Origin of the sequence: Bacillus sp. D7-8 (genome assembly GCF_052055895.1) — a bacterium.
GTDB classification, from domain to species: Bacteria; Bacillota; Bacilli; order Bacillales; family Bacillaceae; genus Bacillus; species Bacillus velezensis.
The window spans coordinates 2,263,598-2,276,759 of the sequence record NZ_CP179922.1 but is presented as its reverse complement, the minus strand read 5'-3'; the positions used below and the strand labels follow the sequence as shown (position 1 = coordinate 2,276,759).

The following is a 13,162-nucleotide window of genomic DNA, read 5'->3' as shown; positions in this document are numbered from 1 at the left end:
TTTCACATATCCGCCCGCCGGGTTTACTCGTAAGCTTTGGCGGGTCATTTCAAATCTTGATCACATCTTGGAGGAATGAAAATGACCAGTTTAACAAAAATCAGACAGCAGCAGCCGTACAAGTGGTACCAAACGATGAGAGAAACCTCTCCCGTTCATTACAATGAAAAGGAAGATTGCTGGGAAATCTTCACCTATGATGAAGTGAAGCGGGTGATTTCTGACTACAGTCATTTTTCTTCCGATCATAAATACTTAAGTGCGGACAAACAGGAAAAAATGATCCGGCATATTAACAAAGACAGCCTTTTGAAAATGGACCCGCCCGAACACACCGTCTTCAGAAAATTGGTCAATCAGCCGTTCATGCCGAAATCGGTTGAGTCTCTTGAACCGCGTATAGCCGCTATCGCTGATGACCTGCTTCAGGCCGTCCGTTCAAAAGGCAGGATGGACATTATTGAAGATTACGCATTTCCGCTTCCGATTATCGTGATCGCAGAGCTTTTAGGATTCCCTCCGAAAGACAGAGATATCTTTAAAAGCTGGGTCGACCAAAGCCAGAATGTAAAAGATGAAAAGAAAATGAATGAAGTGCAAAAGCAGATGATCGGATACTTCATGCAGTTTATTTTACAGCGGAGAAAACAGCCGCAAAATGATTTAATCAGCCATTTAATTTCAGCTGATTTAGACGGAGAGCCGCTGTCAGACAAGCAATTAATCGGTTTTTGCGGCTTGTTGATCGTCGCGGGGCACGTAACGACGGAAAATGTGATCGGAAATTCATTTCTCAGTCTCAAGGAGTTCCCGCACATTCTGCCCCGGCTGCTTGAAAACAAGGCGCTCCTTCCTGACTTTATTGAGGAAGTCATCCGCCTCAGACCTTCCATTCAGCGGGTAACCCGCTACACTGCGGTTGAGAGCGAGATTGGCGGAAAAACGATTCCGGCCGGAGAAAAAGTGTATGCGTGGATTGGATCGGCGAACAGAGATGAAAAGAAGTTTGAAAATGCCGATCAGATTGACTTGGGACGAAAGCCGAATCAGCATCTGTCATTCGGTCAGGGCAGCCATTATTGTTTAGGAGCGCCGCTGGCCCGGCTTGAAGCGAAAATCGCGCTTTCCCACTTTTTTGAACAGATGTCCGCATGGCGTTTTACTGAGGATCAAGAGCCGAATCTGGTTCCGAGCCCTGTATTTCACGGCGTTGACAGGCTGCTTGTTGAGTTTTGAACGGAAAAATAAAAGAGGCTTCCACAGGAAGCCTCTTTACTCTGGGGGCTTGGAGAAATGAATGTAGGAATCGAAGCAATGAACGTGTTTGGCGGAACCGCGTATGTAGACGTCATGGAGCTTGCGGAACATCGGAACTTGGATAAAAAAAGGTTTGAGAACCTGCTGATGAAAGAAAAAGTAGTGGCGCTTCCGTTTGAAGATCCGATTACGTTCGCCGTAAATGCCGCAAAACCAATTATCGACTCTCTGTCAGAAGAGGAACGGAATCAGATTGAAATGGTCATCACCTGTACGGAATCCGGGATTGATTTTGGCAAATCCATCAGTACATACGTCCATGATTATTTGCAGCTGAAGCGGAATTGCCGGTTATTTGAGGTGAAACAGGCTTGCTATTCTTTAACGGCCGGGTTTCAAATGGGCGTGAATTTCATCTTATCGCAAACATCGCCGGGAGCGAAAGCGCTCATCATCGGAACGGATATTTCCCGCTTTTTAGTGGCTGAAGGCGGTGACGCGTTGACGGAGGAATGGTCCTATGCCGAACCGAGTGCGGGGGCGGGAGCTGTGGCGCTTTTAGTCAGCAGCACCCCTCATGTCTTTTTGCTTGATCAAGGCGCAAGCGGGTATTACGGGTATGAAGTCATGGATACCTGCCGCCCGATTCCGGATAGTGAAGCGGGGGATGCTGATCTGTCGCTCATGTCTTATTTGGACTGCTGTGAAAAATCATTTCAGGAATACCGAAAGCGTGTGAGCGGGGCGGATTATAAGAATACATTTCAATACCTTTCTTTTCATACTCCGTTTGGCGGAATGGTAAAAGGAGCGCATCGGACGATGATGAGAAAATTGGCAAAGGCTAAGCCGCAAGACATTGAAGCGGATTTTCAGCAACGCGTGCTGCCTGGGGTTCAATACTGTCAGCGCGTCGGCAACATCATGGGGGCCACCGTATTTTTATCTCTTGCCAGCACGATTGATAACGGCTCTTTTGAAACGCCGAAACGCGTCGGCTGTTTTTCATACGGTTCGGGCTGCTGCTCTGAATTTTACAGCGGTGTCGTTATGCCGCAAAGCCGGACGCGGCAGAATCAATTTCAGATCAGCCGGCATTTGGATGAACGCGTCCGTTTATCGATGGCTGATTATGACCGGCTGCTCCAAGACAGCGGCATCGTAAAATTCGGCACAAGAAATGCCGCGCCCGCAGCAGACATCCTGAATGCGCATCAAGGAAAAACGCGATTGGTGCTGACTGAAATAAAAGAGTTTCACAGAAAGTATGAATGGACGACCTAGTATCAGAAACACTCAGAGCCGGAAAGGCTTGAGTATTTTTAAAGAAACGGAGAATAAACATGAATCCAATGATTGATGTACAGGAAACAGAACCGGGCATTGTGCAGGTCACAATGCAGGAGACGGCCGGGAAAAACGGGCTGTCAGAAGAGTTTGTCAGAGAGCTGCACCGGGTATTCCAAGACATCAATGCCCATCCGTCCTATAAAACCGTCCTTCTGACGGGTTACGGAAATTATTTCTGCACGGGAGGAACGCAGGAGGGGCTTTTGACCATTCAGAGCGGAAAGCTCCAATTTACAGATTTAAAGCTTCACAGTCTTTTATTGGATTGCAGGATCCCTGTGATTTCCGCCATGCAGGGGCATGCGATCGGAGCCGGCTTTACGATCGGTCTGAGCTCGGATTTTGTGATTTTAAGCAGAGAGAGTTTTTATTCTTGTAATTATATGAAGTACGGATTTACACCGGGAATGGGCGCGACGTATATTGTGCCTGAAAAACTGGGAATTGTCCTCGGGGAAGAAATGCTGTTTACTGCCGCGAATTTCAGCGGCGCCGCTCTGGAAAAACGGGGAGTTCCGTTTGAAGTGCTGCCGAAAAAAGATGTCCTTCAAAGAGGCCGCGAATTAGCCCGGCTGCTGGCGGATAAACCGAGAGCCTCACTGGTTGCGCTGAAAACCAATGTGACGGCACGGATCAAAAGAGAGCTGACAAAAGCGGTTGAGGAAGAGGTGAACATGCACGAAGCCACATTCCATCTTCCTGAAGTAAAAGAGAGAATCAGCCGCTTATACGGCAGTTAAACAGAATGAAAAAAGCATGGGAAGCCCCATGCTTTATCACTGGTCCGTCTTTTGCAGAACGGAGCCTGCGAATTGTTCTTTAATTTCGGCGCTCCGGGCTGCGGTTTCTGCGATGCAGTGCATGATGGCTTCTTCAAAGCGGCGCTCTTCTAATGCGCGAAGGCCTGCTTCAGTAGTGCCGCCCGGGCTTGTGATTTCCTTGCGCAGGCGTTCAGGCCGTTTGCTGCTTGTTCTGAGCATTTCCGTCGCCCCGGCCATGGTTTGTAAAATCAGCTCTTTTGCCGTTTCTTCCGGCAGGCCGGCTTGAAGGGCGGCCTTTTCCATTGCTTCGACATACCGGTACACATAGGCGGGACCGCTTCCGGCAATGGCTGTGACGGCGTCAAGGTGTTTTTCTTCAAAGCGCGTCGCTTCTCCGATTGTTTCCAGAAGCTCTTTTGCCGTCCGGATTTCAGCTTCACTCGCCTCGGAGCTTGCGGAAAAACCGGTCGCCGATTGCTGAATGGCCGCGGATGTATTCGGCATCGCCCGGATGATGGTGAGCTTTCTGCCGAAATATTGCTGAATCGTGTGAATCGTCAGCCCTGCGATGACAGAAATCACAAGCTGATCTTTCACGTATTCGCGAATGTTCTCAATGCTTTCTGCCGCATCTTTCGGTTTAAAGGCGAGAACGATAATGTCGGTATTGCTGAAAAACTCTTCTTTATCCCGGCACGGTTTCACTCCGTACGTTTTTTGGAGCTCTTCAAGCCGGCTGTCATTTGACCGGTTTGTCATATATATATGTCCGGGGGCTGTCATCCCGCTTTGCAGCAGTCCGTTCACCATTGCTTCCGCCATTGATCCGGCCCCGATAAAACCGATTTTCTTCATATAAATCCTCCTTCTTTCCAAAACACAAAAAAACCTTCCCGTCAAAAAGGACGAAAAGGTTTCGCGGTACCACCTTACATTAGCACGAATCAGCCGTGCTCAGCTCAAATCCCGTAACGAGGGGATACGTTTAGGTTTTCCTAACCGCTCTGAGGGCAGGTTCTGTAAACAAGAGGGCCGCAATGTCTTTCAGCCGGGGACATTGCTCTCTGCTGCCGTTGTTTATATACTAGTTCCTCGTCATCGCGTTCCGTGTTTTCTAGTTTGTTGTTCATTATGCTATGCGCAAGAGCGGGATGTCAATCTTTTTTTCCGATATGCGGCAATAATGACACAGTGAAAAGAAAACGCTAAAATATGATTATTCAGGAATGAAAAGAACGAAGGAGCGTAAACATGGCAGCGAGAAAGATCATTCCGATACGTGTGCCGACTCCGTTTGCAGTCGGCGACGTTATCGTTTATTTAGTAAAAGATGAAGCCCTAACCCTTATTGATTGCGGCCCGAATACAAAGGAAGCGGCTGAATCGCTCTCATTGCAGCTTAAGGAACACGGGGTTTCTGCGGCGGATATAGAACAGGTGGTGCTCACTCATCATCACGCAGATCATTCAGGTCTGCTGCACCTTTTTTCTGAGGATACGGAAGTGATCGGACATCCGCTGAATGACAGGTACATTACTCAGAACCAGTCGTATATCGCCCGGCAGGAGGATTTTTTTCTGTCGCTTATGACAGAAATGGGCGTTCCTCTGACGCCCGAAGACATACATAAAACAGTTAAGCTGTCATACTTATTTTCTGCAAACCGTCCGTTAACGAAAACAGTGAGGGAAGGCGGAAAAATTGACGGGCTTAACGGCTGGACGGTGCTCGAAATCCCGGGTCATGCCGCTTCTCACATTGCGCTCTACCATGAAAAAAGCGGTGAAATGTTCAGCGGCGATCTGCTTTTGTCCAACAGCTCCACCAATCCGATTCTGGAAGCTCCGGAAAAGGGCGTGCGCGCGGCCCCGATGCTCGACTACTTGAACTCAATGAAGCGGCTGTATGACGTAAACCCGTCCTTTTTATATCCGGGACACGGCGATCTGCTGACAGACGTAAAGCCTGCTTTTGACAGGCGGCTTGAAAAACAGAGAAATCGGTCGGAATATGTGCTGCGCCTGTTGTCAGAGGAAACACTGACGGCTTTCCAGGTATGCCGGCGGCTGTTTCCGGCTGTGTATGAAAATGAATTGTTTTTAACGATGTCAGAAACGATCGGCCATCTTGACGTGCTGGCCGCCGAAGGGAAGGCTGTATCCTTTCAGTCGGGGAACACTCTGAAGTTTAAAGCTGTGAAGGGGTGAAGGAAATGAGCAGATTAACGGATAAGCGGATTTGGATCACCGGAGCATCCGGCGGACTCGGAGAACGGCTTGCATATTCTTGCGCGGCAGAAGGGGCTCATGTTTTTTTATCCGCCAGGCGGGAGGACCGCTTGCAGGAAGTGAAAAAGACGATTACCGCGTGCGGCGGACAGTGTGATGTCGTTCCGTTTGACGTCCGGTATGCAGAAGAGGCTGAAAACGTAAGGCGTTTGATCGGTCATGTTGACGTATTAATCAACAACGCCGGCTTCGGCATTTTTGAAACGGCCGCTGATTCATCTTTGGATGATATGAAGGCAATGTTTGAAGTCAACGTCTTCGGATTAATCGCCTGTACGAAGGCCTGTCTTCCTGTGATGCTTCATGCGAAAAGCGGCCATATTATCAATATCGCCTCACAGGCCGGCAAATTGGCGACGCCGAAATCAAGCCTTTATTCTGCAACGAAGCACGCCGTGTTAGGGTATTCCAATGCGCTGCGGCTTGAGCTGGCCGGTACGGGTGTAGCTGTGACAACGGTTAATCCCGGTCCGATCAAAACAGACTTCTTTACAATTGCAGATAAAGAGGGCGGTTATGTGAAAAGCGTCGGCAGATGGATGCTTGATGCCGACCATGTGGCAGAGCGCATTACATCCGTGATTCTGACGGATAAACGGGAAATGAATCTTCCGCGATGGATGAGCCTCGGGACGAAGCTGTATCAGCTTTTCCCATCGTTTACAGAAAAACTGGCCGGCCGCGCATTAAAGAAAAAGTAACAAGGGGGAAAAAGGAATGTCCGACCGGGATATACACAAGGCATTGATGGCAGAGCCTCTAGTCAGGCAAATGGCGGAGGCGCGTGAAGTATTTTGGATCAATCCGCATAAAACCGATGATCCAGTAAAGCATGGCGCTGAATGGAAAAAGGAGATTGCCGAAGCGGAAGAAAGGCTGCGCCGGTTTGCGCCTTATATCGCGTCGGCTTTTCCGGAGACGGAAGCGGAGGGAGGCCTCATTGAATCTCCGCTTGTCTTGATTAATGAAATGAAGAAGCATCTGGAACACAGCGCCGCTCAGGCTTTCCCCGGGCGTCTGCTTTTGAAATGCGACGACGAACTTCCGATTTCCGGTTCCATTAAAGCGCGCGGCGGGATTTACGAAGTGCTGAAGCTTGCCGAAGATCTCGCGGTAAAAGCGGGAATGCTCTCAGCAGACGACGATTACAGCATATTGACTGAAGAACGGTTTACCGCTTTTTTCTCAAAATACTCTATAGCCGTCGGCTCTACGGGCAATTTAGGCCTGAGTATCGGCATAATCGGCGCGAAGCTCGGCTTTTGTGTGACCGTTCATATGTCCAGTGACGCAAAGCAGTGGAAAAAGGAGCTGCTCCGGGAAAAGGGGGTTCGCGTCATCGAATATGAAGCAGACTACAGTCTGGCTGTCAAAGAGGGGCGCATGCAGGCGAAGCAGGACCCTTATTGTTATTTTATTGATGATGAGCATTCCCGGGATCTGTTTTTGGGGTATGCCGTTGCGGGAAGCCGTGTGAAAAAGCAGCTCGATCAAATGAACATAAAGCCTGATGCAGATGAACCGCTTTTCGTTTATTTGCCATGCGGGGTCGGAGGAGGCCCGGGCGGCGTCGCGCTTGCGCTAAAGCTGATCTATGGCGAGCATGTCCATATTTTTTTCGGTGAGCCGACGCATTCACCGTGTATGCTGTTAGGACTGTTTTCCGGCTTGCATGACGGAATCAGCGTGCAGGATATCGGTCTTGATAATCAAACGGCCGCCGACGGACTCGCGGTGGGAAGGCCGTCCGGACTGGCCGGCCCTCTGATGGAACCTATACTAAGCGGTTGTTATACCGCCGATGACGGCACGCTTTTTTCGCTGCTTTATCAATTAAGGGCGGCCGAGAATAAGAGCCTTGAACCCTCTGCACTCGCCGGACTGGCCGGAGCCGTCAAGGTCGTTCAGACCGAAGCCGGAAACCGTTATATAAAAGAGCGGGGGCTTGAGATGGAAAATGCCGTGCACCTTGTGTGGAGCACCGGCGGAAGCATGGTTCCGGAGGAGGAAATGGAAGAGTACAGCCGGATCGGTTCCTCATTTTTGAAAAAAATGGGCAGACAGTGAAGCGGTTTTCCGTTACAATCTTTGTAAGCGTTTGTTTTTTTATCGGAAAGCCATACAGAGAGATTGGTGTGAATTGTGAAAAGTAAAGAATTGAACTTACATACATTGTATACGCAGCACAGCCGCGAGTCGTGGGCCGGATTCGGCGGCCATCTTTCCATTGCCGTTTCAGAGGAAGAAGCCAAGGCCGTAGAGGGGCTGAATGACTACCTGTCGGTGGAAGAAGTAGAAACGATTTACATTCCGCTTGTGCGCCTGCTCCATCTTCATGTCACGTCTGCCGCAAGACGGAATCAGCATGTCAATGTGTTTCTGAAGCATCCGCATTCAGCGAAAATCCCGTTTATCATCGGAATCGCGGGCAGCGTCGCCGTCGGCAAAAGCACGACGGCGAGAATTTTGCAAAAGCTTCTTTCCCGTCTGCCGGACAGGCCGAAGGTGAGCCTGGTGACAACCGACGGTTTCTTGTATCCGACGGCGGAATTAAAAAGGAAAAACCTTCTGTCCAGAAAGGGATTCCCGGAAAGCTACGACGTGAAAGCGCTGCTTGAATTTCTGAACGATATAAAGTCAGGGAAAGAGAGAGTGGAGGCGCCCGTATATTCCCATCTTACGTATGACAGGGAAGAGGGCGCCGTCGAGGTTGTCGAAGGTGCGGATATCGTTATTATCGAAGGAATCAATGTCCTGCAGTCGCCGACCTTAGAGGACGACAGGGAAGATCCGCGGATTTTTGTATCGGATTTCTTTGATTTTTCGATCTATGTGGATGCCGAAGAAAGCCGGATTTTCACGTGGTATTTGGAGCGTTTCCGCCTCTTAAGAGAAACCGCTTTTCAGGATCCGGCTTCTTATTTTCATAAATTTAAGGATTTGTCTGATGCAGAAGCGGATACCATGGCCGCCTCCATTTGGGAGAGCGTCAACCGTCCGAATCTGTATGAAAATATCCTGCCGACAAAATTCAGATCGGATTTGATTTTGAGAAAAGGTGATGGCCATAAAGTTGAAGAGGTGCTGGTAAGGCGGGTGTGATGTGAGGAGGAAGCGAATATTATGATGCATCATATTGAGTTGTATGTATCTGACTTGAAAGCCTCCGCCCGGTTTTGGGGATGGTTTTTAGGTGAGCTCGGTTATAGGGAATTTCAAAATTGGGACTCCGGCATCAGCTGGAAAAACGCAGGATTTTATGTTGTGCTTGTACAGACAGAGGAGCGTTTTTTAACACCGGAGTACCACAGATGCCGGGTCGGGCTGAACCATCTGGCTTTTCATGCTGCATCAAGAGAGCAGGTTGACGAGATGACAGAAAAGCTGCTTGCCAGAGGATGCCCCGTGCTTTACAGGGACCGCCATCCATATGCAGGCGGAAGCACGCATTACGCCGTATACACGGAGGACCCGGATCGGATAAAAGTGGAGCTCGTTGCGCCTGCTTCTGAATGAACTATAACTTTTCGTTTTTTTCTTCGCGCAGCGCGTCGAGTTTCTTTTCGATTCTGTCCAATTGTATGCGGCGCTTGTTCAAGCTTCTGAATACGTATATCACGGCAAACAGGAAAAATGCGGCTGCAATAAATGAAATCAATTGAAAAATGACATCACCGATGTTCATCTTTTTTACCTCCGTGTGCGGCGGGCTTCTTCAGCCCGCCGTTTTTTCATTTTGACCGATGTGAAGACATGGGGGATGAATCATTTCTCTCCTAGCTTTGTTTTTTTTCTGAGAATGAATAGTTTCTGCATGTGGCTTATGACCACTTTTGCGGCCGCATATCCCGGAATGGCCAGAAGCATCCCGGCAATTCCTGAGAATTTGCCGGCGGCAAGCAGAAGAAAAATAATGGTCAGCGGGTGAATGTCCAGCTTCCGTCCCATAATTTGCGGGGAAATCAGCTGGCTTTCAAGCTGCTGGACAATGACGACGACCGTAATCACCAGCACCGCCTCGGTCGGTGAATCGAACAATCCGACAATGACTCCGGGAAATGTGCCGATCCAAGGCCCGATAAACGGAATCAGGTTTGTCACCATGGCGAACGCGCCCAGAACGAGCGGATAATCGAGCCCGATTATAAAATAGCCGATCGTGACGAGAACGCCGACACAGAAACTGACGAGCAGCTGTCCTTGTATGTATGAACTGAGAGCTTCATCCATGTCCCGAAGGATTTGTTTTCCTTCTTTTTGATGTTTTTCCGGAAGAAGCTGCAGCAGTCGCCGAGGGGCTTTGTTTCCTTCTTTTAACATGTAATACAGCGCAAACGGAATAATGGCTGCGGTGATGGCTGCATTGGCAGCCGTACCGGCCAGGCTGCTGAGAGAATCAGCGATTGAACCGGAATAATTTGCAGCTTTGTCTGCTAATTTTTTAAAGGAATCCCCATGCTGAAGCCGGGAAAACCATTTGCTGTCCTGGAGATGCCCGATCCAATTTTCAGCTTTTGCGGAAAGCTCCGGAATATGATCTGTGAAGGCTGTAAACTGTTTTTGAACGGCAGGGCCCGCCGTATAAAGGAAGAGGACAAAAAGGCCGGCTGTTCCCGCATAAATCGCTAAAATCGCGATTCCTTCGGGCAGCTTTAATTTCGCATGCAGCAGTCTGACGAGCGGGCGGCACAAATAATAAAGGACGCCCGATAATACAATGGGCGGAAATAAGGTTTTAACCGTAATCACAACAGGCTGGAACAAAAAGTCTATTAATGTTCCGAGATAAATGATGAGAAATAACAGAAGAACGGCATAGCCGATCCTGAAATAAGGCCCGACAGGCATATCCTGCACCACGCAATCTTTAAGGGTTTACTCTCGGACATTTCCCTTATCGCCCGGTGCATAAACGTCGTGTCAGGAAAACTGCCCCTGATTGGTGACGTAATCGTAGATAATATCTTCTACATGGGCATGGAGATCCTCATCGGGTTCTTCATTCCTTCTTTCTTCTAAAGCTTTTTTTAAACTCTGTTTTTCATAGGGGCTCAGCGGATCTGTCGACACATTCCGTCCATACTGGCGGAGGGCTTGTCCCAGCATTTTTTCTATAAATTGATCCATCATATATTCTCCTATTCTTGTCATTCATCTTTATTCTACTAAATATCATGTGATCCTCCCACTCTTCTATCATATTTTCTGTCAGGCCGGGGTAGGATTTTTATTCCAATTCAGCTGAGAGAATACGATGAAACGGCAGCGTTAACGCATCTTCATCGTTTATGATTTTTAAACGCTTTTCGTCATGCATCACTTGTTTTACCCAGCCCCAAAAGCGGCGGGGACCGTGTGCTGAAGCATAGGTGACCGAGATGGCCCTGTCTTCTTCAATCGACGCCGCAATGATGCGGTTCACGTCGTTCAGTTGCTCTTCGCTCAGTTCCGGAGGCCGGAATTCCCGTTCTTTTCGTTTTTTTGCAAGCAGCTGCTCCCGATGTTCGGGCAGCATCATCCGGCTTGATTCCCACATGACATTATACCCGGGTGTTAATTTGTTCGGATTCATGTATATCACCTCAAATTATTTGTAATGCCCGCCGATTTTTTCAGCCCGGTGAAAGGCTTGGCCGGCCTCTGTCAGTGAAGCGGCATGGAGGAGCGACGCAGGGCCGTACCGCTCATGAATATCATCCAATACTTTGCCGAGACTGATCTTTTTTTCCTGGGCATCGAACAGGCTCAGCTGAACATAATCACAAGGCTCCAGCTGGGAAAGGGAGACGCCGGCGCTGCGGACGGGCTCACCGTTCCAATGCTCTTTGAAGAGCTTGACCGCCGTTTTAAAAATATCCATTCCGAAATTAGTCGGAGACACCAGCTTTCTCTGTCTGTGAAAATCTGAAGGGAATTCAAAATCAGCGCCTCTGATGCTGACCGAAACCGTATGGCCGATGTATTGTTTGAAACGGGCGCGGCGGGCCACTTCTTCGCTTAACTCCAGCAGCACGACTTTGATATCCTCAAAGCGGCTGTAGTCTCTCGGGAGGGTCATGTTATGGCCGATCGCTTTTTGCCGGCTGTGCGTGTTGACGGTGACCGGAGAGGGATCGATGCCGCGGGCTGTCCGCTGAAGCAATTCGCCGTTAATGCCCCAGCGTTTTTTCAGCAATTCGGCGGGGTGTCCGGCAAGCCCGCCGATTGTGCTGATGCCCATCCGTCTTAAATGATGCTCCATCCGTTTTCCGATGCCGAATAATTTTCCGACCGGCAGCGGCCACAGATCCTGCCTGATATTTGACATATCCAATCTGTGGATGCCGGATGCGTTTTTTTTGGCAAAATGGTCGCAAGCCATTTTCGAGAGCGCCTTATTCGGCCCGATGCCGACACGGGCATAAATGCCGAATTCACGCATAATCGCTTGCTGAATGCTTTTGGCAATTGTAAAAGGATCACCGAACAGCCGCCTGCTTCCGGTCACGTCGAGAAACTGCTCATCGATGGAGTAGGGTTCTACAAGATCGGTATACCGTTCAAACAGTTCGGTAATCATGACGGATACATCAATATACCGCTGCATCCGCGGACGGACAATAACGGCATCGGGACATTTGGCCTGCGCTTCCCACAGCCGTTCGGCATTTTTTACGCCGTATCGTTTGGCGAGCGGACAAGCCGCAAGCACGACGCCGCTGCGTCTTTCGGGATCTCCCGAGACAATCACGGGCCGGCTTTTGAGATGAGGCGCTTCCGCTTTTTCCACAGACGCATAAAACGATTGCATATCTACAAGAAGAATATCAGCCATAAAAAAACCTCCGGGAACATTTGTTCTGTTTTTCATTGTACCCGAACAATGATCACGTTTATACTGGTAAATCATTCCCCGGCTGGAAGACGTGCTGATTCGTTTGCTTGAAAAGAAATCATTTACAATTGCAAACAACCCACATATAATTTTTTATATTCCAATGAGAAGAGCTGACATTCATTTTGCCGGACGAAAAGGAGAGTCAATCGATAATGGATATTCGAACAATTACCTCTGAAGACTATGAAATGGTTACGTCTGTTTTGAATGAATGGTGGGGCGGCAGGCAGATGAAAGACAAACTGCCGCGCTTGTTTTTTGAACATTTTCAGGACACAAGCTTTATCACGTACGGGCCGGAGGGAATGACCGGTTTTTTAATCGGTTTTCAGTCACAATCAGACCCTGAGACAGCCTACATTCATTTTTCCGGTGTGCATCCGGATTTCAGAAAAATGCAAATTGGAAAACAGCTCTACGACCGATTTATGGAGACGGTGAAGAAAAGGGGCTGCACGAAAGTCAATTGCGTGACGGCGCCTGTCAATAAAGTATCAATCGCTTATCATACAAAATTAGGATTTGAAGCTGAAAAAGGAACCAAAACCGTAAACGGAATCCCTGTTTTTGCGAATTATGACGGTCCGGGAGAAGACCGGATTCTGTTTGTGAAATATATGTAGAGGGG

At 48.9% G+C, this 13,162-nt stretch carries 15 protein-coding genes; 9 read left to right on the top strand and 6 right to left on the bottom strand.

Annotation, left to right across the window (positions count from 1 at the left end; all coding sequences use genetic code 11):
* The first annotated feature begins 81 nt into the window (after positions 1-81).
* The 3 genes from ACKTRM_RS11195 to ACKTRM_RS11185 are packed head-to-tail and all read left to right on the top strand — an operon-like array spanning position 82 to position 3,347.
* Positions 82-1,236: a cytochrome P450 gene (locus tag ACKTRM_RS11195; protein ID WP_012117919.1), complete on the top strand. Its 1,155-nt coding sequence runs from the start codon at positions 82-84 to the stop codon at positions 1,234-1,236.
* 57 nt (positions 1,237-1,293) lie between these two features.
* Positions 1,294-2,541: a hydroxymethylglutaryl-CoA synthase family protein gene (locus ACKTRM_RS11190; RefSeq protein ID WP_012117918.1), complete on the top strand. Its 1,248-nt coding sequence runs from the start codon at positions 1,294-1,296 to the stop codon at positions 2,539-2,541.
* A gap of 59 nt (positions 2,542-2,600) precedes the next feature.
* Positions 2,601-3,347 (top strand): polyketide synthase, encoded by a 747-nt coding sequence (locus ACKTRM_RS11185; protein ID WP_012117917.1) that lies wholly within the window; start codon positions 2,601-2,603, stop codon positions 3,345-3,347.
* Positions 3,348-3,383: 36 nt separating this feature from the next.
* Here the strand turns inward: ACKTRM_RS11185 and proC are convergent, their stop codons facing one another.
* A complete protein-coding gene (gene proC / locus ACKTRM_RS11180; RefSeq protein ID WP_012117916.1) occupies positions 3,384-4,223 on the bottom strand; it encodes a pyrroline-5-carboxylate reductase in 840 nt (279 codons plus the stop codon).
* Between the two features lie 396 nt (positions 4,224-4,619).
* Between proC and ACKTRM_RS11175 the strand changes: the two genes are divergently transcribed.
* The 5 genes from ACKTRM_RS11175 (at position 4,620) to ACKTRM_RS11155 (ending at position 9,173) form a co-directional block, all read left to right on the top strand.
* Positions 4,620-5,576 carry an MBL fold metallo-hydrolase gene (locus ACKTRM_RS11175; protein WP_012117915.1) on the top strand — a complete coding sequence of 319 codons (957 nt, stop codon included), beginning with the start codon at positions 4,620-4,622 and terminating at the stop codon, positions 5,574-5,576.
* Positions 5,577-5,581: 5 nt separating this feature from the next.
* Positions 5,582-6,358, top strand: a complete 777-nt coding sequence (locus ACKTRM_RS11170; RefSeq protein ID WP_012117914.1) for an SDR family NAD(P)-dependent oxidoreductase — start codon at positions 5,582-5,584, stop codon at positions 6,356-6,358.
* A gap of 16 nt (positions 6,359-6,374) precedes the next feature.
* Complete coding sequence (dsdA, locus tag ACKTRM_RS11165) at positions 6,375-7,724, top strand: D-serine ammonia-lyase (protein WP_012117913.1); 1,350 nt, start codon at positions 6,375-6,377, stop codon at positions 7,722-7,724.
* Between the two features lie 75 nt (positions 7,725-7,799).
* Positions 7,800-8,759 carry a type I pantothenate kinase gene (gene coaA, locus ACKTRM_RS11160; RefSeq protein WP_003153290.1) on the top strand — a complete coding sequence of 320 codons (960 nt, stop codon included), beginning with the start codon at positions 7,800-7,802 and terminating at the stop codon, positions 8,757-8,759.
* A 24-nt stretch (positions 8,760-8,783) separates the two neighbouring features.
* Positions 8,784-9,173 (top strand): VOC family protein, encoded by a 390-nt coding sequence (locus ACKTRM_RS11155; protein WP_029973629.1) that lies wholly within the window; start codon positions 8,784-8,786, stop codon positions 9,171-9,173.
* A 1-nt stretch (position 9,174) separates the two neighbouring features.
* Here ACKTRM_RS11155 and ACKTRM_RS11150 read toward each other — a convergent pair whose 3' ends face one another.
* The 5 genes from ACKTRM_RS11150 to ACKTRM_RS11130 form a co-directional block, all read right to left on the bottom strand.
* Entirely contained in the window at positions 9,175-9,342 is a 168-nt protein-coding gene (locus ACKTRM_RS11150; protein WP_007409388.1) for a DUF4083 family protein, read from the bottom strand.
* A gap of 80 nt (positions 9,343-9,422) precedes the next feature.
* Complete coding sequence (locus tag ACKTRM_RS11145) at positions 9,423-10,505, bottom strand: AI-2E family transporter (RefSeq protein WP_012117912.1); 1,083 nt, start codon at positions 10,503-10,505, stop codon at positions 9,423-9,425.
* 72 nt (positions 10,506-10,577) lie between these two features.
* The gene (locus tag ACKTRM_RS11140) at positions 10,578-10,784 is read right to left on the bottom strand and encodes a YqzH family protein (protein WP_003153294.1); all 207 of its coding nucleotides are present in this window, start codon (positions 10,782-10,784) and stop codon (positions 10,578-10,580) included.
* A 100-nt stretch (positions 10,785-10,884) separates the two neighbouring features.
* Positions 10,885-11,229, bottom strand: a complete 345-nt coding sequence (locus ACKTRM_RS11135; protein WP_012117910.1) for a YolD-like family protein — start codon at positions 11,227-11,229, stop codon at positions 10,885-10,887.
* A 15-nt stretch (positions 11,230-11,244) separates the two neighbouring features.
* On the bottom strand, positions 11,245-12,471 hold the full coding sequence (locus ACKTRM_RS11130; protein WP_012117909.1) for a DNA polymerase IV: 1,227 nt from the start codon (positions 12,469-12,471) through the stop codon (positions 11,245-11,247).
* A 215-nt stretch (positions 12,472-12,686) separates the two neighbouring features.
* On the opposite strand from ACKTRM_RS11130, the gene ACKTRM_RS11125 reads away from it, so the two are divergent.
* Positions 12,687-13,157, top strand: a complete 471-nt coding sequence (locus tag ACKTRM_RS11125) for a GNAT family N-acetyltransferase (RefSeq protein ID WP_012117908.1) — start codon at positions 12,687-12,689, stop codon at positions 13,155-13,157.
* Positions 13,158-13,162 lie beyond the last annotated feature (5 nt).

Bases quoted from the DNA above. Each gene is read 5' to 3' on its own strand.
- ACKTRM_RS11185 (WP_012117917.1), top strand. From the start codon at position 2,601: ATGAATCCAATGATTGATGTACAGGAAACAGAACCGGGCATTGTGCAG.
- ACKTRM_RS11150 (WP_007409388.1), bottom strand. From the start codon at position 9,342: ATGAACATCGGTGATGTCATTTTTCAATTGATTTCATTTATTGCAGCC.
- ACKTRM_RS11170 (WP_012117914.1), top strand. From the start codon at position 5,582: ATGAGCAGATTAACGGATAAGCGGATTTGGATCACCGGAGCATCCGGC.
- ACKTRM_RS11155 (WP_029973629.1), top strand. From the start codon at position 8,784: ATGCATCATATTGAGTTGTATGTATCTGACTTGAAAGCCTCCGCCCGG.
- ACKTRM_RS11195 (WP_012117919.1), top strand. From the start codon at position 82: ATGACCAGTTTAACAAAAATCAGACAGCAGCAGCCGTACAAGTGGTAC.
- ACKTRM_RS11190 (WP_012117918.1), top strand. From the start codon at position 1,294: ATGAATGTAGGAATCGAAGCAATGAACGTGTTTGGCGGAACCGCGTAT.
- ACKTRM_RS11175 (WP_012117915.1), top strand. From the start codon at position 4,620: ATGGCAGCGAGAAAGATCATTCCGATACGTGTGCCGACTCCGTTTGCA.
- ACKTRM_RS11145 (WP_012117912.1), bottom strand. From the start codon at position 10,505: ATGCCTGTCGGGCCTTATTTCAGGATCGGCTATGCCGTTCTTCTGTTA.
- ACKTRM_RS11130 (WP_012117909.1), bottom strand. From the start codon at position 12,471: ATGGCTGATATTCTTCTTGTAGATATGCAATCGTTTTATGCGTCTGTG.
- proC (WP_012117916.1), bottom strand. From the start codon at position 4,223: ATGAAGAAAATCGGTTTTATCGGGGCCGGATCAATGGCGGAAGCAATG.
- ACKTRM_RS11125 (WP_012117908.1), top strand. From the start codon at position 12,687: ATGGATATTCGAACAATTACCTCTGAAGACTATGAAATGGTTACGTCT.
- dsdA (WP_012117913.1), top strand. From the start codon at position 6,375: ATGTCCGACCGGGATATACACAAGGCATTGATGGCAGAGCCTCTAGTC.
- ACKTRM_RS11135 (WP_012117910.1), bottom strand. From the start codon at position 11,229: ATGAATCCGAACAAATTAACACCCGGGTATAATGTCATGTGGGAATCA.
- ACKTRM_RS11140 (WP_003153294.1), bottom strand. From the start codon at position 10,784: ATGGATCAATTTATAGAAAAAATGCTGGGACAAGCCCTCCGCCAGTAT.